A 23768-nucleotide genomic window follows, 5' to 3' on the forward strand; every position below is an offset into this window, starting at 1 on the left:
CTGGCATATCTGCAGATTAGCCCTTAACCGCACCCGCAGTCATACCGCTGATAAAGTATTTCTGAGTCATGAAGAAGATGACCATAACCGGCACAGTGACCACCGTAGAAGCAGCCATCAGCAGGTCATAACGCGTATTGTACTGGCCGACGAACAGGCGGATACCTACAGGAATCGTCTGTACATCCGAGCTGGTCGTAAGCACCCAGGCGAACAGCAGCTCATCCCAGGCGGTCAGGAAGATGAAGATACCTGTAGCAATGATGCCGGGCAGAGAGAGCGGCAGAATGATTTTGTAGAAGGCCTGGAATTTCGTACATCCGTCAATCGAAGCCGACTCCTCCAGATCTCTCGGGATCGATACGAAGAAGCTGCGCATAATCCAGATACTGATCGGGGTATAGAACGCCGTATAGACGAGAATCATGCCCCAGTACGTATTGATCATCGGCAGGCCGATGGCATTCTTGATCCACAGGAACATCAGATAGATCGGGAACAGGAACATAATCCCCGGAATCAGCTGGGTGGAGATAATGCTCATACTGAACAGCTTCGATCCCGGAAAATCAAACCGGGCCAGCGCATACCCTGCCAATACGGCGAAGGAACCGGCCAGCAGGGTCGTGGCCCCGCAGATCAGCAGACTGTTACGGAAATAGACGGCAAAGTTAACGGTATCCCACATATTGATATAGTTGACCCACTGCGGCTTCGGCAGGCTGAAGGTGGTAATCCCGTTCAGAATCTGGTCATTGGAGTGCAGTGAGGTGAAGATCATCCAGAGAATCGGGAAGACCGTCAAAATAACGATCACCCAGGTCAATGTAGTCAGCAGGAACGAATTGACAGAACGTTTGCGGTGTGTACTCATTGGGCATTCAACTCCGATCTAAAGACACGGTACCAGACTCCGACCACCATCAGCATGGCGAACATCAGCATAATGGATGCGGCAGAACCCGAACCGAAGGCCCAATACCCGAAGGATTGGCGGGTCAAGGCAGTCATCAGCAGGTCTCCCCATTCGCCAGGATATCCGGCGCCATTACCGAACATCGTGGAGACGATGTTATAGGAGTAGACGTTGTTAATAATCTGGAATAAGAGCTGTACGGCAATAACCGGCTTCAGCATCGGCAGTGTCATGTTCCAGAACTGGCGGAACTTGCCTGCCCCGTCAATGGTGGCCGCTTCGTAGATATCCTCAGGAATCGTCTGAAGCCCCGCGAGGAAAATGACCATCAGGAACGGCCAGCCGCGCCAGATGGTTGGAATAATAATGGCCCAGATCGTGTTGGGTCCAAGCAGCCAGAACGGCTTCTCATTCATCAGATGCAGAACATCCACCAGGATATAGTTGATAATTCCGTTCTGCTGCCACATGAAGCCCCAGAGTACGCCGACCACATAGGATGGAACGACCCAAGGAAGCAGCATGGCGGTGCGGGCGATACTGCGGCCCGGAAAATCACGGTTCAGCAGCATGGCCATCATCAGGCCCATGAACATGACGCCGATGGTAACGATCACCGCATAAATCGCGGTGTTGCGGATAGCGAAATTAAGTCCCTGGCGGACCGGATTGTCGGTGTTGAACAGCAGGCCCACGTAGTTGTCGATGCCGACAAACGGCGCCTTCAGATATTTGACCAGTGTGAACTGGTTCAGCTTCAGGAAGGACATCCAGAAGCCCTGAATCATCGGAAGCAAATGCACAAGCAGCATGAAAATGATGGTCGGAACCATCAGCATGTAAGCAAATTTATTGTCTCTGATCCGCTTGAGCAGCACTCCACGCTTGCTGGAGGTGTTTTTGGCAGACAGACTTTTCTCAGTATGGAGTCCCATCTCTTATCCCTCACTTTACTATGGGAAGAACCGCCGCACCCTAACCCTGCGGCGGCTTCCCGCCTGATCCTATTGATTGATGATTGCGTTAACTTCTGCTGCTGCGGAATCCAGCTCTTCCTTCACGCTCTCTCTGCTGTACGTGCCCTTCACACCGGCAACGATATCCCATACGTTAGCGAAGTGCTTCTGCAATGCGGTCTCTGTAGGTCCCCATTGCGGGATGGACGGATAGGTTCTTCCGTATTTGACAGCCTCAGTGAAGGCCTTCATGTTGGCATCCAGATCCGGGGATTCAAGCTGCGACAGCTTGGCCGGAAGCTGGCCCGATACGTTAGCATAAGCCTTCTGTGCTTCATCGGAAGCCAGGTATTTGATCACTTCCCAAGTGGCTTCTTTGTTCTTCGAGCCGCTGAACACGGTCAGCTCACTGCCGCCGACGAAGGTGGCCTGTTCGCTCGGACCGGCCGGAAGCGGAGCCACGGCGAAATTCTTCGCTGCCAGCTTGTCATCCATACCGCCGTTAGCCTTAGGGGTGGCAAAGTTCTTCGCCAGCCATGGGCCGGAGATAATCACCGCCGATTTGCCGTCACCGAAGTCACTCTCAATCTGGGAGGAGTTCTTCTCCAGGGAAGACTTGTCCACCAGTCCTTCGGCAGCAAGCCCGGTGTAGTACATTACACCGTCAAGGCCTTTATCATCGTTGAAGATAACATCCTTGTTGTCAGCCGAGAGGACGTCGCCCCCAGCAGCCCAGATCCAAGGGAAGATGTTATGCACAACGTTCCAGTCGTTTTTGCCCGGAAGTCCAAGTGCGGCAACCTTCTTGCCGTCCACAGTCTGTCCGTTGACAGCCTTCAATGCGTTCTTGAAGGAATCCCAATCCTTGAAGGCTGTAGCTGTATCTACACCTGCTTGCTTGAATACGTCTGTACGGTAGTAGATAGCACGGGCATCCACGAACCAAGGCACTCCGTAGACCTCGCTGTCGCCTGCAATGGAGGTTGTCTTCCAGATCGCCGGCAGGAAGGCTTCAGCACCGCCCACATCAGCTACTTTGTCAGTGATTTTATCAATACCGCCCATGCTGGCAATCGCCGGAACCCATGTCGAGCCGAGCTGGAGCAGGTCCGGACCTTCGCCGCTGGTAGCCGCTGTTGTAATCTTGGTCCAGGCAGAGCCCCAGTCCAGTACAGTCACCTTCATGGTCACATTCGGATGCTCTTTCAGATAAGGCTCAAGCGTCTTCAGGAAGTCCGCATCCGGTTTCGGACTGTTCGGCATAACCCAGGCATTCAGCGTAACCGGATCATTGCTTGGCGTTGCCGGAGCGGCTGTAGCGCTGCTCTCATCTTTCTTTCCCCCGTTGTTAGCAGAACTTGATTGAGTATTGTTGTTTCCGCATGCACTGGCTACTACCGAGAAGGCCATAAGCAGTGCAGCGATGGATACCGCTGTCTTTTTCACAATGAATTCCCCCATGTCTCGTTTGGTGAATCATGGAGAACGGTGGCCCGTCCTCCATGTCTTGATTATAAAAGCGCCTGCTCCGAGTCTAAATACCAAATCACAAGTCTGAATAACAAAATCTAAAGCATGCTTAAGGAGTCACTGCTGCGCCGTTGTTCATCAGCACGATATCATCAACATCCACCGTCAGATGGCCTGCGCCGCCATCCTGGATATTTCCCAGCTCGAAGGAAATACGGCCGATGGAGGTGCTGTCTCCGGCAACATCGAATTCTACGGTATATTCCTGATAGCCGGTACCCAGATCAACGATCTTGCTGGCATAGCCGTGCCAGGTGTAATTGTTCGCAACATCCAGCCAGCCGATGCTGATGTTCATTTTGCGTTCAGCCGATGCCTTGGCCTTGAAGGTGAGTGTGTAATGATTGCCTTCATTGTAGGCGATGCCTTCATAGAAGACCTGCCGGTCCCAACTGTTGGTACCGGTGGAGCCGACCTGCATCTGCAGCGCCCCGTCCACATTATCAATGGACAGCTCACCGCTGTCGGAGGAATAGCTGCTCCAGCCCTGGAGCGGAGCCGAGAAATCCCCGTTCGGAACCAGATTCTCCCCGTAAGCCTCACCATCCAGCACCGGACTTACCTGGAGCAGGGAGATATTTCTGAGCTTGACCGTGTGCGCGCCCAGCTCTTCGGAGATCATGCCCAGACTGAACTGCAGCACAGCGGCAGGATCAGTTGCCTTCGCAGTGAACAGGTATTCATAATGCCCGCCGTCGGGGCTGAGTCTCAATTCCTGCTCCAGATAAGGGGTCCAATTGCCATCGTCAGTCCCGTCATGCTGAACCAGCGCTTTAATATCTCTGGCTACCGAAGCATCGGCATCGAAGCGCAGCAGATATTTCTTGCCCTGCTCTACAGGGATACCCGCTTGCTTCACCTGTGCATGCCAGGCCTCTGTTCCGGTTCCGCCCAGGTCAATCTGGAGTTCTCCGTATACCGCGTTCATTACAGTGCTCTTGCCCGGATCATTGTCTTCCCAGTCCTTCTTGAACAGTGTCCAGTTGTCGGTGGAGGCATCCTTGAAGCTGCCGTTCACCACCAGCTCGCGGGTGAGATCCAGCCAGGCCAGATTATAGCCGCTGCCGCCAAGACGGATGTAATAGCTTCCTGCAGGCAGCTCCAGCGGCGTCCCGATGAGCGCGCGGTAAGTCTGAAGACCGCCAGTATCTCCTACTGCCATGCTGTACACAGAGGAAGTCACGCTCTGCTTGCTGGCATCCAGCACGGATAGCTTAAGCACTGAATCTGCTGAGACGCTCGACACCCGCATTACGGGAACGACGGCCGCAGCCTGAGGAAGAACGACTTTGTATTCAACAGAGTCTCCCTCGTCCATACCGGTGACATCCTTGCCGCCTTCACCGCTTGGCACGAGGCTGATGCCCGAGGAGGTCCAGTACTGGTCTCCCCGCAGATGCAGGTAATTGCCAAGTACCGGCGGATCAACCATCCGCACCAGGCGGACATTATCAATCCCGGTTTGCCCCGCAGCCTGGCCCAGCAGGAACGATAGTGTGCCTTCCGTACCCGAGCCGCCGGACAAGGCGATCTCTGCGGTGTAGCTTTTCCAGTCCGGCGTCAGTGTGAACACGGACCCGTCCGGATAGACGGTCTGCCCGCCGTTGTTCTCCAGCTTGATGCCAAGCGGCTGCGACTGGTCCGATCTGGCCGAGAATGAGAGCTGATACACTCCTGCCGAAGAGAGAGGGATGCCTGTCTGTGTCAGTGTCACAGCCTCCGGCGACCCTCCGGCCTGCTGGATGTCCGCCTTGAATTCACGCTTCATCAGCGGCAGCTCCAGCGTACTGGTTACACTGGCCTGTGCCGCTGCCCCGGAGTCCGGCTTCACGGCAAAGCTCCAGTAGCCCAGACGAGCTGCTCCAAGATCGAAGCCTCCATTATAGATCAGGTTGCCGTCAGCAAGCGGTGTGCGCACCACCGGCTCCGGCTCCGTCTCGGTCACCCGCACATTGGCGAAATAGGCGGTAATATCGTTCTGGCCCAGATTGAACTCGAACCGGGCATTGTTGTCAGAAGCATTCGTCATCGTGAAGCTGTATTCATACGATTTCCAGTCCGGCGTAAGCTGGAAGTTGCGTTCCTTGGAATAGGCCGTCCATCCGCCGCCGTATTCCGTCAGCTTGCTCATCAGCGGACGTGCTGCATCCGCTTTGGCATCGAAGGTCACCTTGTAGGCCTTATCCTTCTCCAGCAGCAGCGGCATCTGGGTCAGCTGAATGGAATAATTCTGGGTTCCGGCTTCCTGGATGGCAACCTTCACTGCCTTGCCTTTGTCCTGATCATCAATGACAGAGGCTGTTCCGCTGCCGCCTGCATTCTTGATCAGCTGCCAGTATTCCGGCACGCCGTCCGCTGCGGCTGCACCCTTGAAGTCGCCGTTATAGATCTGGTTGCCGTCTTCCAGGGCCGGACGCTGCGGAGTGGATAACTCCGGCTTCGTTGGCCGCTGTCCCGTTACATCCGGCAATTGATCCAGGTTCTTGTATTTGTAGACCCGGACATAGTCGACATACATTTTATCCGACTTGAAGTCAGCCTTCGGATCACCCGGCCAGTCGCCGCCCACGGCCAGATTGAGAATCATGTAGAACGGGCGGTCGAACGGCGCAGGATACGTATAATAATCCGGCTGGCCTTCGGCCTTCGTGCCCCAGTCGCTGGTCTCGAAATACATTTTATCGTCCACATAATAGCGGATCAGGCCCGGAAGCCATTCCAGTGTGAAGTCGTGGTACTCATCGGCGAAGGTCTGGCCTTCCGGCAGCACATACGTCTTGGACTGCGACATATGCGGAATATCGTAGTGAAGCGAGCCGTGAACGGTTCTTGGATACAGGTCCGCCTTCTCCGGTTCACCGGCAACGGGTCCGGTCAGCTCCATGATGTCCATCTCGCCGCTTCCCGGCCAAGGTCCATACTGCGTCTCATCGTCCGTCGGCATCATCCAGATGGCCGGCCACATGCCCTGCTGAATCGGCAGCTTGGCGCGCACGGTGAACTTGCCGTAGGTCCAGTCGCCCTTCATCTTGGAGGTCAGCTTGGCGGATGTATAATCCTTCCCGCCGTAGGCTTCCTTCCGGGCTTCCAGCTCCAGCACGCTATTTCCGCCCTCTGTAGTCAGCGAAGCGTTGTCCGGATGATAGTATTCCAGCTCGTTATTGTATACCGTTCCGGTATCCTGTACATTCCATTTGCTCTCATCGATCGCGTGGCCGTCGAATTCATCATTCCAGACCAGCTCCCACGGATTGCTCTCGGGTTGCGGCGTTGGTGTCGGCGTTGGTGTTGGTGCGGCCGTTGGTTCTGCGGTCGGCGCGGCCGTAGGTGCTGCGGTTGGTGCAGGCGTAGCCTCGCCTGCACTTCCGCCGCCCGCTGCGGACCCAGTCGCTGCGGTTGGCGCAGTGCTGGCCTTCGCTGTTGCCCCATTGCCGGTCAAGCCGCGCAGCGTCTCGCCCTTCTGGAGCGCCAGCCCGTTCAGCAGCACACGCTCAGCCTGGTTCTCCAGCAGGCTGATCTGCCCCCGGTTCACGATCTCAGAACCGGCGGCATTAACACCCGTAACCAGGTGGTCTACCCGGGAACCGGTCCCGATCTCCACCTTGGCCGGCTGGAGCAGCTCGATCCGCGCTGCGGAGCTGCCCTCCAGTACCAGCCTTACCGGAGCTGCCGGCTTATTCAGCTTAACCTGCCCCAGCGAAGCTTTGCGGAAGATGACGGAGTGGTCGCCGCCTCCTGTGATATGTACCGTTCCCTGCACCTTGATGCCGGAGAACGATACTTCTCCCTCTCCTACTCCGGCAGTGACATAGAGGCTGCCGTTAACGTCCCCCCCGTCCAGCTGCACATCCGCCCGGTTGATGATCACATTCCCGGAGACGGCGCCAATAGACTGGCTCCCCCCGGCTGTGCTGATCCAGCCGATCATACGTCCCAGCAGCTCAGCCAGCTCGGCCCGGGTCATCTGCGCCTTGGGATTCAGCTTGCCCTCCGCATCGCCGCGCAGGTAACCGGCGTCCAGCATGGCACTCACCGCTTCTCTGGCGTAGCCGCTGACCGCAGCCGCGTCAGACTGCGAGGCCAGTGCAGCCTGGGAGTCCGCCGTAAGCGAGAACGCCCGGCTAAGCATCGTCAGTGCTTCCTGGCGGGTGACAGCAGCCCCCGGCTGGAACCGGCCGTCTGCATACCCCTGGATTACGCCTGCTGCACTAACCCGGCTGACATCCTGGGAGTACCAGGAAGAAGCGCTTACATCACTAAATGCAGCAGAACCGGCATCCGTGTAACGGAATACTCTGCTGACGATAGCCGCCAGCTCAGCCCGCGAGACCGGCTGCCCCGGTTTGAACTGACCTTCCCCGTCACCCTGCAGAATTCCCGCGGCTGACAGCCTGTTCACTGCAGCCGAAGCCCAATGCTGCTTCATATCGGCATACCCTGCCGCTTGTACTGCTGTACTGCCTGTAGCTGCTGACAGTCCGGCCTGATCCTTACTGCCGTCCGCCTGCACAATCCCTGCGTGCCCCGGAACCTGAATTCCTGACAACAGGAGCCCGGCAATCAGGATTTTGGATATTCCTTTGCGGTACATCTGAACATTCCCCCTCTTGTAGAACCTTGTCGAATTTCTGGCCTTGTGCCAGTCGATTTCAGTATAGAGGCCCTATCCCGGAGGTGACATACCAATTCCTTAGCCCGCATAACAAAGATGCAACTTTGTCTGGGACTCCCTGTAGACACCACTCGGGAGAGCCCAATGTAATCGGTTTTTCGACTATATCCCGCCCGCACGCCTTCACTTGGCGAAATGTAATCGGTTTTTCGATTACATTGGGCCCGCACGCCCTCACTTGGCGAAATGTAATCGGTTTTTCGATTACATTGGGCCCGCACGCTTCCCGCTGACCAATTGTATTCGGTTTTTCGATTACATCCGGCCCGCACGCCCTCACTGAGCAATTGCGTCCGGTTTTCTGCATAATCCCCACGCAAAAAAGCCCAATCACCCGGGCAGCTTAAATAAGCAACCCGGGTGATTGGGCATAGCGGATCTATGTAACTGTAGTTAAGTTACGAATCTGGCAATGGTCAGGAGGACGCATGGATCTGCGGGAAATCCTGAACGACTTCTTCCCCGGAGAACAGATCGTCCAGCGAACTGAGCGTGCCGTCTTCTTCAACCTGATACACCGACATTTTCTCGCCATTGACGGTTAGCTCGATGAAGCAGCCCCAGCAGTAGAATTGGTGGGAGCCGATCTTGCCGATATCCTTGGAGTTGCAGTTTGGACACTTCATATAATACATTCCACCTATCCGTTAACAATATTAATGGCCTTTTGCAGCCGTTCTTCACTCATCGCAGGAACCAGCACAGAATCCTCTCCGATCGACATCTCTTCAGAACAAGGCAGCCATTTGCGTCCTTCGATCAAATCGGTGACAAGCCCGTCACTGATTTCCAGTGCTACTATTGTATTTCCCAACTTCTGGTCAAAATAAACATCCGAGATACGTCCAAGCACTGTTCCGGATGCAGTAAGCACCTGCCTGTCCTTCAATTTGTTCTTTCCTGAGAGGAATGTGTAGGATATATGGTCAGCATCGACCTTGACGATCGACTCTTTATCGCGGATCATGACTGCATCCTCGCCATAAGCTACAATATTATCCCATGCCACAACTTTCACAAGCCTTGCAAAAAAAGATTTGCTTTCCAGTTCAATACCCGTAATATTCCAGTTTGAATCCAGTCCGATATCAATGATCTCACCGACCTCGGTACCTTCTTCAACTTCGTATACAGTGAGGCCTATCATATCTTGAAGTTTCATGGTATCTAAAGTCCCCTCACCTGAAGAATTGCCAATGGGTATCCCTAGGCCAGAGACCTCTTAACCGGCTGTCAGAATGCACGGACGCCTAGTTTCTTGTACGTAGCCGGTTCAATACGGTTCCAACTTTCTGGGCGACAACCTGCATTTCTTCATTAGTATTACCCAAACCTGTACTGAAGCGAATCGCCGAGCGCAAAAGTTCTTCCGGAAGCTTCATCGCCTGCAGAACATGCGAGATTTCCAGCGACCCTGAGGTGCAGGCTGAACCGCTGGCCGCTGCGATCCGCTCCATGTCGAGGTTCATCAGCATCACATCGGTTGCGGCTCCGGGGAAGCTGATATTCACAATTCCCGGCACCGTATGCTGCTCATTCCCGTTGAGCACATATCCGTCTGCTCCAACCTGCTTGTCCAGCTCCTGCAGCAGTGTACTGCGCAGTTCAAGCGCCCGTTCATGATGCTCCTGCATCCCTTGTACAGCCAGCTCTACAGCTGCTGCGAAACCGGCAATATTCGCCAGGCTCTCCGTGCCTGCCCGACGGCCGCGCTCCTGAAGCCCGCCGTGCTGTCTTGGCGCAAGCGGGACCCCCCGCCGGACATACAGGCCTCCAATCCCCTGCGGACCTCCAATCTTGTGGGCCGAGAAGCTCATATAATCAACCGGCAGCTCATTCAGCCGGAACGGCAGCGTCCCCAGAGCCTGTACAGCATCTACATGCATAAGGATCCCGCGTCCGGCAGCCAGCCTGCCAATCTCTTCTATAGGCTGTACAGTTCCCACTTCATTATTCACATACATTATGCTAATCAGTACTGTATCCTCGCGCAGGGCCGATTCTACCGCCTCCACAGAGACAAGTCCGGTAGAGTCCACTGGCAGATAAGTGACCTCGAAGCCCTGATGCTCCAGCTCCCCGCACGTATGCAGCACTGCATGATGCTCAATGGCTGTAGTAATGATATGTCTGCCCTTATGGGCAGAAGCATGGGCGGCACCGAACAAAGCGAGATTGTCGCTCTCGGTGCCGCCGCTGGTGAAGATCCACTCCTCAGGCGAACAGCCCAAAAAGCCCGCGATGCTGTCGCGCGCTCCACTCACAATTCTTTTGGCAGACCGTCCGAACTGGTGTACGCTGGACGCATTGCCGTATTCATTCAGCAATATATTATACATGACCTTCGCCACCTCGGGATGAACCGGTGTTGAGGCGGCGTGGTCCAAATAGATGGGTTTCATGGCGAGATTCTCCGCTTCTTGAAATTCAGAATGATCTTACAGGACTACTCGATTATACTGCTGACAAGCAGGTTTTACCACCTGTTAATAAACACAATATTGTAACATTTGTCCATGGGCTGCACTGTAGCCCCGGCTTCTTCGCAATCCTCCGCTTCTTCCTATATAATTGCTGCTGTACCCATTATCCACTCCAAGGAGGCACAGGCAAGATGTGCGGAAGATATACCATTACGGTAACGCTGGAAGAGCTGATCGCCAAGTATTTCATCCGGGAGCACCCTGTCATTCAGTATATCCCAAGGTTCAATGCCGCTCCGATGCAGGCAATCCCGGCCGTCATTCATGACGGTGAGCAGAACAGGCTGGGATTCCTCCGCTGGGGCCTGCTGCCCTCCTGGTCGAAGGAGGATAAGAACGCCGCCAGGCTAATTAATGCAAGGAGCGAAACTCTGCTGGAGAAAGCCTCCTTCAAAGGACTGGTGGCCACCCGCCGCTGTGTGATTCCCGCAGACGGCTTCTATGAGTGGAAGATCCGCGGGAGCAGCAAGCAGCCGATGAGGATTACAATGCGGGACGGGAAGCTTTTCTCCATGGCCGGGCTGTATGATATCTGGACCGCTCCTGACGGCAACCGAATCTCCACCTGCACCATCATCACTACTGCCGCCAACCGTCTCATGGAGGATATTCATGACCGGATGCCGGTCATTCTTGGCCCTGAGCAGGAGAGGCAGTGGCTGGACCGCCGGAGCCGTGACATCCCTTCACTTCTGAAGCTGCTGCAGCCTTACGACCCGGAGCAGATGCAAGCATATCCCGTGTCCGCTGCTGTCGGCAATGTGCGCAATGACTCTCCAGAGCTGATTAAGAGCGTTTAATTCCTCTATCCCCCGGGTATTAACTAAAGCTCATTCTTTCTATATCTCAATTATACGTACCAGGAGGAATCCATATGGCTCTCAGCAGACAAGCAGTGACTTCTTCATCCGCCGCCCCCATCGAGCTGGAATGTCTCTACCATTCAACGCAGGGGCGATGGGCGTATGCGTACGACAAGGATACCTTCCACTTAAGAATCCGCAGCAAAAAAAACAATGTAGACCGGGTATTTGCGCTGGTCGGCGATAAATACGACTGGGAGCAGCATCACCAGGAGCTGGATATGCGCAAGGTGGCTGCCGATGCCCTGTTTGACTACTGGGAAGCAGAGATTGTTCCCGAATTCAAGCGCTTCTCCTACGGCTTCCGGCTGGAGAGTGACCGGGATACGGTATGGATGGTTGAATCCGGCTTCTACACAGACGGGCCGCCTGAGCCTGCCGGAGGCTACTATGAAATGCCTTATCTTCACGAAACCGATCTGCTGCATGTTCCTGAATGGGCCAAGTCCGCTGTATTCTATCAGATCATGCCTGACCGGTTCGCCAACGGTGATCCGGCGAATGACCCGGAGGGAACGCTCGAATGGGGCGCAACGCCCACCCATGACAGTTATTTCGGCGGCGACCTGCAGGGGATGATTGACCATCTGGACTATATCTCGGAGCTTGGCGTAACGGCGCTGTATCTGACTCCGATCTTCCAGGCTCCCAGCAACCATAAATATGACACCGTTGACTATGGAACAGTCGATGCAAGCTTCGGGGACCTGGATAAGCTTAAGCAGCTGGTGGAGCAGGCCCATGCGAAGGAGCTCAAGGTAGTGCTGGATGCGGTCTTCAACCATACCAGCTCGGAATTCGCCCCATTCAAGGATGTGTTGGAGCATGGGGCGGATTCCAAGTACGCAGACTGGTTCCACATCCATGATTATCCCGTGCAGGCGGCGGACGGCAGGGCCAACTACGATACCTTCGGCTTCTTCAGCGGAATGCCCAAGCTGAATACCGCCAACCCTGAAGTCAAGGATTATCTGCTGGACATCACCCGCTTCTGGCTCAAGGAAGCCGGCATCGACGGCTGGCGGCTCGATGTCGCCAATGAGGTGGACCATGGTTTCTGGAGGGACTTCCGCAAGGCGGTCAAGGAGATCAACCCGGAGGCATTCATCATCGGCGAGGTGTGGAGCGATTCGCTTAGCTGGCTGCAGGGCGACCAGTTCGATTCGGTGATGAACTACCCTTTCTCCGACCGGCTGCTGAAGTTCTTCGGGCCGGGGAACGAGATGGATGCTGACACCTTCGCCGATGAGATCTACGGGCTGCTTATGCGTTATCCCCGGCAGGCGAACGAGGTGCTGTTCAATCTCCTGGCCAGCCACGATACCCCGAGAGTGCTGACCCGGCTCGGCGGGGATAAGCAGCGGCTGAAGCTGGCGCTCACCTTCCTGTTCACCTTCACCGGCACGCCGTGCATCTTCTATGGGGATGAGATCGGGCTTACCGGTGAGGACGACCCGGATTGCCGCAAGTGTATGATCTGGGAGGAGGACCGCCAGGACCGTGAGCTGCTGCGCTTTTATCAGAGCCTCATTGCCTTGCGCAAGGAGCATGAGGTGCTGCGCACCGGCCGGTTCCGCTTCCTGCAGCGTTATCCGGGCAGCCTCGGCTTCGTCTACGAACGCTGGGACGAGCGCACCCGCTTCACGATCTGGATGAACAATTCTGACAAACCGCTGGCGCTTACGCAATCCTTGGATGAGGGCACTTGGCTGGATGCCTTCAGCGGCGGGCCTGTGGAGCAGGACGGGGAGCAGGTCCGCATCACGCTGGGGCCGCTGGAGTCCCGGATACTGTATTGCAGACAAGCGGGCAGCAAAGCCTGAGAACTCTATAGTACAAACACGAACAAGCCCCGGGAAGGGGCTTGTTTGGTTATAGCCGTTTGTTACACTGAACCCGGCGGCCGGAGATGGTATTCTTTTATAAGAAAAAATCGTTCTTCACACACCATACAATGTCAGGAGAATCTCTCATGCAGATCAGAACCGCAACGGAAGCGGATTATGCTTACCTCGCAAGCCGTGACCATCATGTCCTGAATTCACTTCTTCTCTCCAAAATAAACCAGCAGGAGATTTACATTCTGAGCGAGAACGGCCTGGAGATCGGCTGGCTGCGGTTCGGGTATTTCTGGGACCAGATCCCCTTCATGAATCTGCTGTGGCTGGGTGAGCCTTACCGCAGAGCCGGCTTCGGCAGGCAGGCCGTGCAGCATTGGGAGCAGGCGATGCAGGCGATGGGCCACAAGCAAGTCATGACCTCCTCAATGGCCAATGAAGATGCCCAGCATTTTTACCGGAAACTAGGCTACCGCGACTCGGGCTGCCTGCTGCCGGACAATGAGCCGCTGGAGATTTTGTTCACCAAAGTGCTGTAGCTGTTATTGATCCTTCCCCTGCTGACTCCGCAGCAAGTCCCGGAGCTCTGCCGTATACCGGGTCAGCCGCAGGCTGATCTCTGTGCGCATCACATCCCGGGTGAGTCCGAAGCGTTCCTGGTAGCCCCGGCAAAAGATTTTGTAATATACCAGGAACTCCTCCTGCTCATCGGCCACCACCCGGATATTGCGCTGCTTCAGCTCCTTCTGCAGCCGGTGGGTATCATCCATAATGCGCTGCTGAATCGCCTGGCCGGCAATTATAGAGGCCCGCTGGAGAATGCTGCCGGACAGTTCGATTTCCCGCAGGCTTTTGCTGACCATGGTGTCCAGGTAAGGGAGCAGGATGAGGTCACGCACCATCGTCCGTTCCTCGACCGTAATCATTCTTCGCACCTCTCCCCCCTGCTTCTGTTCATACTGCTGAACATGCTCTGTCATGAGCATCTTGGATTTCCAGCGTTCGTTCCCCTCCAGCTTGCTCATTTGTAATGTCCCCCGATCTGCTCGGCCCGCTCCAGGGCAACCCCCGATTCCAGCAGCGAAGAGGCGCGGATCAGGGCCTGGCTGCCATACCGGGTCTTGATCTGATCGATGGCCCGTTCCCTGCCCAGGGTACGGATACGGTCATCGAACAGGGTCAGCTGCATCACGCGGTCATCCGTCAATTCGGAGATGGTGACCGCCAGACGGCTTAGCGGCATCCCGGTCCAGTGGTCCACGAATAAGCGGTACGCCGCTGCCGCCACCTCATGGGTCAGCGCGGACGGCTCCGGCAGTGTCGTCTGCCGGCTGTACGAATTGGAGGTGTTGCCGTCCGTCTCGACTACCGCAACAGACACCACCGAGCCCATGTACCGGTATTTGCGCGCCCGCTGGCAGACCTCGATCACCAGCTCCAGCAGCACCACCTCAATCTCCTCCAGCCGGGTATACAGGTTCCAGCGCAGCGCCTTCCCGTGGCCCACGGACTTCATCTGGTGGCGTATGCCGGTAACGACCGGACTGGGATCAATCCCCCGGGCCGTCTGCCAATAATATTCCGCCTGAATATCGCTCTGCTTGCCCATGGTCATGCGCATCCGCTGCTTGAACTCCCCCAGCTCCATCCGGGCAATATCCCCGATCGTTGTAATTCCCATACGGTAGAAGTTCCGGGTCATGCGCCCGGCCACCATGAACATCTCGTGCACCGGACGCGGCCACAGCTCCGTATCCAGATTCCCGTAATCCAGCCGGAATGTTCCGCCCGGCTGCTTCTTGGCGAAGTTGTTGGCCATTTTGGCGAGGATTTTGGACGGGCCGATGCCCACCCGGGTCCAGACCCCCGTGGATAACAGGACATGCTGCTGGATGGAGTGGATCATCTCCTGCAGGTCTCCTCCGAATGCACGCAGGGAGCCAGTCACATCCAGGAACTGCTCGTCGATGCTGAACGCCTCCACCAGATCGGTATATACCTGGTAGATCTCGGAGATCAGGAGGGAGACCTTAATATAGGTCCCCATGCGCGGCCGGATCACCACAAGCTCCGGACATTTCGTCAGGGCTTCGCCCACACGCGAGGCGGTGGTGACCCCGCGGGATTTGGCCAGCGGGCAGGCCGCCAGCACAATCCCGTTCATCCGCGTGGGGTCGCCGACCGCCACAGGCTGACCCGCATATTCGGGATGGGCCGCCTTCTCGACACTGGCATAGAAGGACTGGCAGTCGGAGAGCAGAATCATCCGCTCTCTAGGCATACCGTTGCCCCCGTACCGGGCGCCAAGACAGGATATTGGCGGTCAGGAACACACGGGGCTGGCCGCTGCTCAGACAGGTGGCCCGAATCCGGCCGTCCCGCATCCCGCGCACCTCAATTTTCCGCTGCGTAATCCGGCCCGCCTTGTCGAGATATATGATTTCTATAGTTTGGCCGATGCTCATCTTCATGATTGATCGCCTCCGGGTAAAGTGAGAACATTTGTTTGTATTATATCCAAACAGATGTTCCCTAATCAATCATGAGTATATTCCTTGAATCCCATAATTATGTATCTGTGCTGCTGAAGGTGATATAATGCCCCCAGAGCAAAGTGTTTCGCTAGATGCAATCCGGCAAACAGTACTATCTCTAAAAGACCCTGAACCAATAGTAACTTCATTTTATACAATGGAATACTGTAAAAAAGGCTTTGAAATAGGATCTATTGTATTCCGTACAATGGAATGCTGAAAAAAGTCCCTTTTTCACCCAAAACCCAATATTCCACTGTATGAAATACAATAGAAGCTCATTTTTCGGTCAGCTACGCGTGTTCTATTGCAGGAAATACAATCAGCTACTATGTACTGGAGACGCAAACCTAAAAATCAAGCCAACACTAATCACGAAGAACAGAGAAGCTAAATGGAATGATCTAGTACAGCATTAGATTTAAAAGAGTGAAGTTAGGGCTCCCCTCTGCTGAAGGACTCGGTGTAACGGACGGATCGACCCATATTATGGAAGTAATTCACCTTTAACAAGTAAAGAACCCCATGGAGGAAGGAATGGCTTCGGTTCGTAGCGGACGCTCAGAGATAAATGTAGTCTATACAACTAAAACTAGGGAGCTGGAAGACTTTCCTCTTCTAACTGTAATTCGTACAACTAAATCTGCCCCAATGGGCGAAAATTCAGGTATAGAGGCATTTTAGTTGTACCCAATACAGCTAAACAAAGATTCGGCGGCACGACCGGCGATATATTTGTATAGATTGCAATTAAGCCTACCCCTTGCACTATAACCAGGGCGCAGTAAACCCTCAGCAAGCGATGGGTTAAAGTAATTCTCACACGTTTAGATCTGATGCTCTACTAGAGTATAAAAAATCCCGCCGGCCAATTCAGGCTGACGGGATTATTCGCTTTTTACCCAGTCGAAACGCCTGAGAAGGTCACAGGTCCGGTAACGCTGGCAGTATTGAGCAGAATATTGGTGCTGTTATTGGCTGCGCCCAAAGAATAGGCATGATAACCTTGCGGAACATTTAAATCCAGATACGAGATGCTAATCGGCTGTATTGCGAGTACGGAGAGTCCGCTTGCTCCTGCATTAAAAATCGGCTGGCCGTCCCGGTATAATGTAAATACTACATTCGGAACGCCCAGAGTAGTCTGAAAACCGATGGTTGCATTCAGCAATACAGCCCCATTGGTCACGGCTGCTATTCCAAACTCGGCTAACAGCAAATTTTGACCCGGCGCAAGGATTGGAATGGACAAGGTCTGAGTCCCTGTAGAGGCGGTACTCCGTCCTACATCGATAACAAGTGCCATGATCTAGCCACCTCCCTTCCTCTAATCTATTAATAGAGTATGTATGGAAAACAATTCCAGGTTGGATGAATGTCAAGGACGATTAACACATTGTTGCGGGGACAATAGGGGAGCTGAACACAATGAACCTGCCTTGCTCGGGCCAACGGGGATAGCTTATACTTCCTATGTTGTCTCTACGATGGACACTAAACTAACCGGTAAAGAGAGGTCAACCATTATGCTTCAAGGCAAAACGAGGACTGCCGTCTGGATCGGCTTAGGGCTGTACACTGTCCTCACCCTGTTTTTCCTGTTTGCCGGCTTCAACCGCTCAGCGGCTCTGCCGGAGACGGGCTTACGTTACCGCTTGGCTTTTGACGGGATTCCGTTGATATTTCCGGGCTATGGTTATTCGGAGCTTTGGGTCTTCAACCTGGGCAACTATCTGGCCTTCGTACCGTTCGGCCTCGTGATTCCGCTGCTGGTCCGCTGCCGCTTCCTGCCGTTCCTCTTGGTCTTCTTAGCGGCCATTACCGGGGTGGAGCTGATTCAGATGGTGACCCGTTTGGGTGCGTTCGATATTAACGATATCGTTATTAATACGCTCGGTGCGGCTGTCGGCTACGGCGCCCAGCGGCTGATCCGCCGCGACCGGACAACCCGAAGAGGTATACTCAAGCTTTTGTCCTCCGGAGCAGTCTTGACGCTACTCGTCTACTCCGCCGTGAGCGGTATCAATTATTATCTGGACCATGGACGCGGGGAGATCAGAGCGCTGGATCAGCTCCCTACCAAGCGTGGTGAAATACAGTGGGAACAAAGGCTTAACAGCTTCACTATGGCCCAAGAACAGATCGAACCGGCTATCAATCTGTATAGCCCTGATCATCCGGGACTCCATGAATTCTCCCTGCGTCTGGACGGACAGTATAAGGAGTTAGCCGGGAATTTCGGCGTCCCTGACAATGCTATACCTGCTAAGGGCAGCGGCACCAGCAGCGTCATCATCAGCGCCGACGGAGAAGAGCTGTACTCCCTGGATGCGAATATCGCACCGGGCGAGAATCAGCCGCTGTCTTTTCAGGTTTCGGTTGAAGGCAAACAAGAGCTGATTATTACCGTCAAAACCGATGCTGCCGACCCGCGAACCCATGCGGTCTTGTGGGACCTTACGCTCACAGAAGCCAATGCCGGACAAAAGCTGGCGGCGCGGCTTCACCGGTTGCTGGGCGGAGGATAAAATAACCGGGCCGCTCAGCCGAATAGCTCCTGCAGATACTGATCCAGAATACGAAGCGGCTCTTGCAGCGCCTGGTTAGGGAACTTATGCGTGACCTTATAGCCTATTCTTGGGGGCACGGATTCCGCCAGCTTTTGAAGTACAAAATCCCCCATCCCCACCATATGTGCGCCAATCGAAGCAGGAACGATCGTCCATTGCCTGGCATCCGTCAAAAAAGTTGTGATGAGCCCCGCAGTGTCCAGATGAACACGGGACGGGCACAGGGGGTCCCACCACTGGTCATGGCGGAATTGAAACTCCCGGTTCCAATTGATGAAGACTTCATGCTCTGCCGCCAGTTCCGCCATGTCCACCGGATCTTCAGCCTGCCGCCCCGGGACGGCCACACGCAGCACCACCATTTCTTCCGCAAAAAACGGGGTAACCGTGACACTCGGCGACACGATCTCCCGCACCACAAACGCCACATCCATCTCGCGCCGCTCAATACTGTCAAAAGCCTCCTGCGTATGCTGCGTACGAATCTGCAGCCGGATGGACGGGGTATGCTGATGAAGCATTCGATATACCGGAGGCAGAACAAAATGACTGATGCTCTCGGCAGCGCTAATCGCCAGACTTAACTGCGAACCGCTGGCCCGCAAAATTTGGGTTTCCCTCCACAGGGCATCCCACCGCTCCGCAATGCTGAAGAAGTCCTCCCCTTTGGGGGTCAGACGGATTTGGGCGGCCCCTTTTCTCCGCTCCACCAGCAGACCGCCCATTTCCTTCTCTAAGGTCTTTAACCGGTAGCTAACCGTAGCCTGTGACAAATGCAACAGCTCGGCCGCTTTGCTAATACTCCCGGTCTGGACGATCGCCAGGAACGCTTCAATCCCAGGGAAATACATACAATCCCTCCTCAAAATATAGAAGAAGTTAATATAATTCACTAAATATTTGCGTTTTACAACATTATTCTTCATGTCTAAAATTATCATTAAAAATGACAAAGGGCCAGCCGATCCGGTTTGCTTCCAAGTGAAAGGTGGTTTAGCCATGAAAATTCTCATCGTCGGCCATTTCAGCGAGAGCGCGCATTCGAAGATTACAGGGCATTTTCCGCAAGACTGGAACGTTGTAGTGGTCCCGCCCGGAGAGGAAATGCTGCAGCATATTGCCGATTGCGAAGTCCTCATCCCTGAACATATTAAAGTCGACCAACGCCTGCTGGCTAACGCCAAGCAATTACAATTAGTCCAGACGGGTGCAGGATATGATAATGTCGATGTTGCTGCCTGTACAGAGCTTGGGATTTGGGTAGCCAACGCGGCAGGTGTTAATGCACAGGCGGTGGCCGAGCACGTAATGGCCCTGATCTTATCTTATTATAAGAACATCCCGTTCCTGGACCGCTTCATGAAGAACAAGCTGGATGAGCATCAACTGGAGTATACAGGAGGTGAGCTACAGGGCAAGACGATCGGGATTATCGGTCTGGGCGCGATCGGGAACAAGGTGGCTGCATTTTGCCGCGCTTTTGATATGAAGGTGTTGGCGCATGCCAGAAGGACTGTCGTACAAGCTGACGGTTTGGTGCAAATGACGGATCTCGATACGCTTCTAAGCACATCCGACATAGTCACTGTACACGTTCCCTTAAATGAGCAAACCAAACAACTGATCAACAAGGCGGCATTTGAGAAAATGAAGGATAGTGCCCTGTTCATCAACACAGCCCGCGGCGGGATTGTGAACCAGACGGACTTAATTGAGGCGTTACAAAACGGAGAACTGGCAGGCGCCTGCCTGGATGTGTATGAATCCGAGCCGCTTCCTCTGGACAGTGAGCTGCGCAATCTGGGTAATGTGATCCTCACTCCCCATACCGCAGGCATGCCGGATGCCCGGAAATTTCATCGTAAAAGGTATGATTTCTTCATCGCTAATATCAAACGTGTCGCAAACGGCGAAGCGCCTGAGAGCAAGCTGAATCAGTTATAGACGAAAGACCCTTCAAGGCCGGATGGCTTGAGGGGTCTTTTGATGCGTTTTTCGACTAAATTTTTGATGTAAGGAAAAGGCCAATAGTCATATCCAAGGCAACTGCGACTTTCATCACTGTTTCGATGGATGGAACTGAAGAAGATGTCTCTAATCGTGCTACCTGAGCTTGAGTTATCCCGGCTCGTTCAGCAACCTGAGCTTGTGTGAGACCCAAAGACTTACGTCTGCTGGTGATCTGCACTACCAGTTTCGCCATCTCACTGATCACTTTTTTTTCATACTCAGACTTATAGTCCAGTTCTTTTTTGAAGTTACTCCACGTTTTGAATTCTTTATTATTTTTCATGCTATCACCTCCACTGTGATTGGGTAAGAGCAATTCCAAAGTTGGGTTTATCTCATTTTATACCGAGTTACAGCTACAAGGGAAAACATACATCTACAAAGCATTTTACGGATAATTTACGGGTAACAAAACACAGCAAAAGAGCCGTCCGGGTTTACTCCTGTGGCGGCTCTTTCACATGCTCCATTATATCTCCCACACCTACTCCAAAGTAATCACACAACTTGTCCAGCGTATCAGTATCCACACGTTTTGTTGTGCTGTGGTAAATTCCCGAGATAGTGTTGATAGCTAAGCCAGCTTCTCTGGCCGCCTCTCGAATGCCTATATGTTGTGCATCCATTATTTCTTTTAAGCGAAATTTTATCATTAACATCCCTCCTAAATGAAGCATACTTCAAACTTAAAAATGTATCAACTAACTAAAACGAATGTATTGACTAATTGATACACGAATGATATCTTTGTATCAGGAAGTTGATACAAAGATATCCAGAGAGGAGGTGAACAAGCCTATGAACGATTGGTGGCAAGTTCTCCAATGCATTGGTCAACTTAGCAACAGCGGTCACGCTAAACGAAGGCCACAAAGGAGACAAAAAAAGGTAGAAGAGACAAAAGAAAAAGGAACCAAACGCAGCCAGCACAGCAAACGTAAATAGGTTCCCGGAGGGTAAGGGTTAGGGCCCCTGCTCTCCATCCCATCATATCACAAACCTTTTGGATGATACAATTAGCCGACGGGCACACGCAGGAGGGTAGTTATGCGTAAAACAGTTGAGAGAAGGGTAGTTCTCAGTAGCATTCGAGATGAGGCCGGACGAGTGATGAGAAGCTTTTTAAACGGAGAAATTCTTCGCAATTCTCTTGCGGGGGCAATAGATTCTCTATTCATGCTGGAAATTCAATTTTCAGATATCATAAAGGAAAAACATGAGTTGGGTGAAATCAATTATGTCATTAAAACTCAGATGGAGAATAAAGAAAACATTTATTTAACGTTGGAGTATGTAAGAGCAATTTTAAAAAAAACAAAGGTGTTCGGTGAAATGCCTTAACTGGGTGATTAAACTCTAGACAAAAGACCCTTCAAAGCCGGAAGGCTTGAAGGGTCTTTCAATTTTTCAGATATAGAACATATAATTGTCCGCGTGGCTCTCTTCCTTGAAGTCGATCAGGTCGGATAAGGTGGTGGAGTCCAGCACGTCGGCGATGCTGTCGCGGATGCGCAGCCAGAGGTCGCGCTTGGCCGGGTCGTCTTCTTCGGTGAAGTCTACGGGCGAGATCGGGCCTTCCAGGACGCGGATAATATCTCCGGCGGTAATGGTGCTGGTCTCACGGGACAGGATATAGCCGCCGTAGGCTCCGCGGATGCTCTTCACCAGGCCGGCGTTGCGCAGCGGGGCGATGAGCTGCTCCAGATAATGCTCGGAGAGTCCGTTTTTCTCGGCGATGCTCTTAAGTGATGTAGGCCCCTCGCCGAATTTGCGGGCAAGCTCCATCATGATGGTTAATCCGTAACGTCCTTTGGTTGATATTTTCAAAGGGACACCTCTTTCGGTTTAGTTGCTGATTCTCTGCGACTGGACATGAGATATGTCATATCTACGTATTCCGATGTCTGCTCTCAGCTTATGTTATCATATCTGCGGACACATATGAAACAGCAAAGCGCAAGAATTCACGATTTTGTTCACCAGTGGTGGACAAATTGTCAAATTGGGCCGGTTTTTTGCCGTATCTTAAGGCCGCTGTGTCCTCGTTTGGGGTAGACAGGTATGTTATAATACACAATGAGCCGGGTGTTCAGTGGAAGCCCGGTATTCTGTGCATAGAGAATGGTGATCACGATGACAAAAGCTAACCAGGATATCCGTGTCGTCGTCGGTATGTCGGGCGGGGTGGATTCCTCTGTTACCGCGCTGCTGCTGAAGCAGCAGGGATACGACGTCATCGGCATCTTCATGAAAAATTGGGATGATACCGATGAATTCGGCGTATGTACGGCGGAGACCGATGCCGAGGATGTGCGCCGCGTCTGCGAGCAGATCGATATTCCTTACTATACCGTCAATTTTGAGAAGGAATACTTTGATAAAGTCTTTTCCTATTTCCTTGAAGAATATAAGGCCGGCCGGACCCCGAACCCGGATGTAATGTGCAACCGCGAGATCAAGTTCGGCGAATTCCTGAACAAGGCGCTTCAGCTTGGAGCAGATTACGTCGCTACCGGACATTACGCCCGGGTGGTGGAGGAAGACGGCATGTTCAAGCTGCTGCGCGGCGTGGATAACAATAAGGATCAGACGTATTTCCTTAATGCGCTGAACCAGTACCAGCTGTCCAAGGCCATGTTCCCGATCGGGCATCTGCCGAAGCCGGAGGTACGGCGCATTGCCGAGGAAGCCGGACTATACACTGCGAAGAAAAAAGACAGCACCGGTGTCTGCTTCATCGGGGAGCGCAATTTCCGTGAATTCCTCAGCCAGTACCTGCCTGCACAGTCAGGCAATATGGTCGATATCGCCACTGGCGAGGTCAAAGGCCGGCATGACGGCCTGATGTACTACACACTGGGCCAGCGCCAGGGGCTGGGCATCGGCGGTTCCGGCACAGGCGAGCCGTGGTTCGTGGCGGAGAAGGATCTGGAGAGCAATACCTTGTACGTTGTGCAAGGAGAGAAGCATGTCAGCCTCTACTCCACCAGCCTCATCGCCTCCGGGGTGAACTGGATTGATCCGGACACTTTAGGCGATACGCCGCTGAAGTGTACCGCCAAGTTCCGCTACCGCCAGCCGGATCAGGGCGTTACCCTGACGAAGCAGCCGGATGGTACAGTGCATGTAGCCTTTGACGTTCAGCAAAAGGCGATTACGCCGGGACAAGCCGTCGTATTCTATCTCGGCGACACCTGCCTTGGCGGCGGAACGATTGAGACGGCAGACAAGGTCGTGCCGCTGGCGCAGGCCTGACTGGTGAACAGTGGCGTGGTGCTCAGTCTAATGTGATCGGTTTTTCGCATACATTGGGCCCACGTGCCTACGCCCGGCCCATTGTATTCGCTTTTTCACATACATGCTTCCTCGTACATTCAGAAAAGAACCTTCAACACC

Annotated in this window: 23 protein-coding genes; 8 read left to right on the plus strand and 15 right to left on the minus strand. The window is 53.7% G+C overall.

The features are described 5' to 3' along the window. Nucleotides 1-16: 16 nt before the first annotated feature. The 7 genes from MHI24_RS08795 to MHI24_RS08825 form a co-directional block, all read right to left on the minus strand. Complete coding sequence (locus tag MHI24_RS08795) at nucleotides 17-874, minus strand: carbohydrate ABC transporter permease (protein WP_340025261.1); 858 nt, start codon at nucleotides 872-874, stop codon at nucleotides 17-19. After that, nucleotides 871-1851, minus strand: coding sequence for a sugar ABC transporter permease (locus MHI24_RS08800; RefSeq protein ID WP_340025262.1), 981 nt, complete (start codon nucleotides 1849-1851; stop codon nucleotides 871-873). Before MHI24_RS08800 ends, MHI24_RS08795 begins: the two co-directional genes overlap by 4 nt. 69 nt (nucleotides 1852-1920) lie before the next feature. After that, complete coding sequence (locus tag MHI24_RS08805) at nucleotides 1921-3318, minus strand: sugar ABC transporter substrate-binding protein (protein WP_340025263.1); 1398 nt, start codon at nucleotides 3316-3318, stop codon at nucleotides 1921-1923. A 133-nt stretch (nucleotides 3319-3451) separates the two neighbouring features. Then, nucleotides 3452-7993, minus strand: coding sequence for a carbohydrate binding domain-containing protein (locus MHI24_RS08810; RefSeq protein WP_340025264.1), 4542 nt, complete (start codon nucleotides 7991-7993; stop codon nucleotides 3452-3454). A 497-nt stretch (nucleotides 7994-8490) separates the two neighbouring features. Next, on the minus strand, nucleotides 8491-8700 hold the full coding sequence (locus MHI24_RS08815; protein ID WP_238653458.1) for a hypothetical protein: 210 nt from the start codon (nucleotides 8698-8700) through the stop codon (nucleotides 8491-8493). A 14-nt stretch (nucleotides 8701-8714) separates the two neighbouring features. Continuing rightward, complete coding sequence (locus MHI24_RS08820; protein WP_340025265.1) at nucleotides 8715-9236, minus strand: PRC-barrel domain-containing protein; 522 nt, start codon at nucleotides 9234-9236, stop codon at nucleotides 8715-8717. Between the two features lie 88 nt (nucleotides 9237-9324). Beyond that, a complete protein-coding gene (locus MHI24_RS08825; protein WP_340025266.1) occupies nucleotides 9325-10476 on the minus strand; it encodes a cysteine desulfurase family protein in 1152 nt (383 codons plus the stop codon). Between the two features lie 212 nt (nucleotides 10477-10688). Between MHI24_RS08825 and MHI24_RS08830 the strand changes: the two genes are divergently transcribed. From MHI24_RS08830 to MHI24_RS08840, 3 genes are all read left to right on the plus strand, one after another. Then, a complete protein-coding gene (locus MHI24_RS08830) occupies nucleotides 10689-11357 on the plus strand; it encodes an SOS response-associated peptidase (protein WP_340025267.1) in 669 nt (222 codons plus the stop codon). Nucleotides 11358-11431: 74 nt separating this feature from the next. Next, entirely contained in the window at nucleotides 11432-13243 is a 1812-nt protein-coding gene (locus MHI24_RS08835; RefSeq protein WP_340025268.1) for an alpha-glycosidase, read from the plus strand. A 149-nt stretch (nucleotides 13244-13392) separates the two neighbouring features. Continuing rightward, nucleotides 13393-13797, plus strand: a complete 405-nt coding sequence (locus MHI24_RS08840) for a GNAT family N-acetyltransferase (RefSeq protein WP_340025269.1) — start codon at nucleotides 13393-13395, stop codon at nucleotides 13795-13797. A 3-nt stretch (nucleotides 13798-13800) separates the two neighbouring features. On the opposite strand, the gene MHI24_RS08845 is transcribed toward MHI24_RS08840, so the two are convergent. The 4 genes from MHI24_RS08845 to MHI24_RS08860 all read right to left on the minus strand — a co-directional run bounded on the left by MHI24_RS08845 (nucleotide 13801) and on the right by MHI24_RS08860 (nucleotide 17098). After that, a complete protein-coding gene (locus tag MHI24_RS08845; protein WP_340025270.1) occupies nucleotides 13801-14283 on the minus strand; it encodes a hypothetical protein in 483 nt (160 codons plus the stop codon). Next, nucleotides 14280-15539 carry a DNA polymerase IV gene (locus MHI24_RS08850; protein WP_340025271.1) on the minus strand — a complete coding sequence of 420 codons (1260 nt, stop codon included), beginning with the start codon at nucleotides 15537-15539 and terminating at the stop codon, nucleotides 14280-14282. The genes MHI24_RS08845 and MHI24_RS08850 overlap by 4 nt, the downstream gene beginning before the upstream one ends. After that, entirely contained in the window at nucleotides 15532-15729 is a 198-nt protein-coding gene (locus MHI24_RS08855; protein ID WP_340025272.1) for a hypothetical protein, read from the minus strand. Before MHI24_RS08855 ends, MHI24_RS08850 begins: the two co-directional genes overlap by 8 nt. A gap of 961 nt (nucleotides 15730-16690) precedes the next feature. Beyond that, a complete protein-coding gene (locus tag MHI24_RS08860; protein ID WP_340025273.1) occupies nucleotides 16691-17098 on the minus strand; it encodes a hypothetical protein in 408 nt (135 codons plus the stop codon). A gap of 220 nt (nucleotides 17099-17318) precedes the next feature. On the opposite strand from MHI24_RS08860, the gene MHI24_RS08865 reads away from it, so the two are divergent. Next, nucleotides 17319-18320: a VanZ family protein gene (locus MHI24_RS08865; protein WP_340025274.1), complete on the plus strand. Its 1002-nt coding sequence runs from the start codon at nucleotides 17319-17321 to the stop codon at nucleotides 18318-18320. Between the two features lie 14 nt (nucleotides 18321-18334). Here the strand turns inward: MHI24_RS08865 and MHI24_RS08870 are convergent, their stop codons facing one another. Then, the gene (locus tag MHI24_RS08870) at nucleotides 18335-19213 is read right to left on the minus strand and encodes a LysR family transcriptional regulator (RefSeq protein WP_340025275.1); all 879 of its coding nucleotides are present in this window, start codon (nucleotides 19211-19213) and stop codon (nucleotides 18335-18337) included. 73 nt (nucleotides 19214-19286) lie between these two features. On the opposite strand from MHI24_RS08870, the gene MHI24_RS08875 reads away from it, so the two are divergent. Beyond that, entirely contained in the window at nucleotides 19287-20306 is a 1020-nt protein-coding gene (locus MHI24_RS08875) for an NAD(P)-dependent oxidoreductase (RefSeq protein ID WP_340025276.1), read from the plus strand. Nucleotides 20307-20361: 55 nt separating this feature from the next. Here the strand turns inward: MHI24_RS08875 and MHI24_RS08880 are convergent, their stop codons facing one another. Then, nucleotides 20362-20655: a helix-turn-helix transcriptional regulator gene (locus MHI24_RS08880; protein ID WP_340025277.1), complete on the minus strand. Its 294-nt coding sequence runs from the start codon at nucleotides 20653-20655 to the stop codon at nucleotides 20362-20364. A 154-nt stretch (nucleotides 20656-20809) separates the two neighbouring features. Further along, nucleotides 20810-21025: a helix-turn-helix transcriptional regulator gene (locus tag MHI24_RS08885; protein ID WP_340025278.1), complete on the minus strand. Its 216-nt coding sequence runs from the start codon at nucleotides 21023-21025 to the stop codon at nucleotides 20810-20812. Nucleotides 21026-21170: 145 nt separating this feature from the next. On the opposite strand from MHI24_RS08885, the gene MHI24_RS08890 reads away from it, so the two are divergent. Next, a complete protein-coding gene (locus MHI24_RS08890) occupies nucleotides 21171-21317 on the plus strand; it encodes a hypothetical protein (RefSeq protein WP_340025279.1) in 147 nt (48 codons plus the stop codon). 102 nt (nucleotides 21318-21419) lie between these two features. Beyond that, nucleotides 21420-21713: a hypothetical protein gene (locus MHI24_RS08895; RefSeq protein ID WP_340025280.1), complete on the plus strand. Its 294-nt coding sequence runs from the start codon at nucleotides 21420-21422 to the stop codon at nucleotides 21711-21713. Nucleotides 21714-21779: 66 nt separating this feature from the next. On the opposite strand, the gene MHI24_RS08900 is transcribed toward MHI24_RS08895, so the two are convergent. Continuing rightward, complete coding sequence (locus tag MHI24_RS08900) at nucleotides 21780-22199, minus strand: Rrf2 family transcriptional regulator (RefSeq protein ID WP_340025281.1); 420 nt, start codon at nucleotides 22197-22199, stop codon at nucleotides 21780-21782. 306 nt (nucleotides 22200-22505) lie between these two features. Between MHI24_RS08900 and mnmA the strand changes: the two genes are divergently transcribed. Then, complete coding sequence (gene mnmA / locus MHI24_RS08905) at nucleotides 22506-23627, plus strand: tRNA 2-thiouridine(34) synthase MnmA (protein ID WP_340025282.1); 1122 nt, start codon at nucleotides 22506-22508, stop codon at nucleotides 23625-23627. The last annotated feature ends 141 nt before the right edge of the window (nucleotides 23628-23768 follow it).

Source organism: Paenibacillus sp. FSL K6-1096, from assembly GCF_037977055.1.
Classification (GTDB): domain Bacteria; phylum Bacillota; class Bacilli; order Paenibacillales; family Paenibacillaceae; genus Paenibacillus_AQ.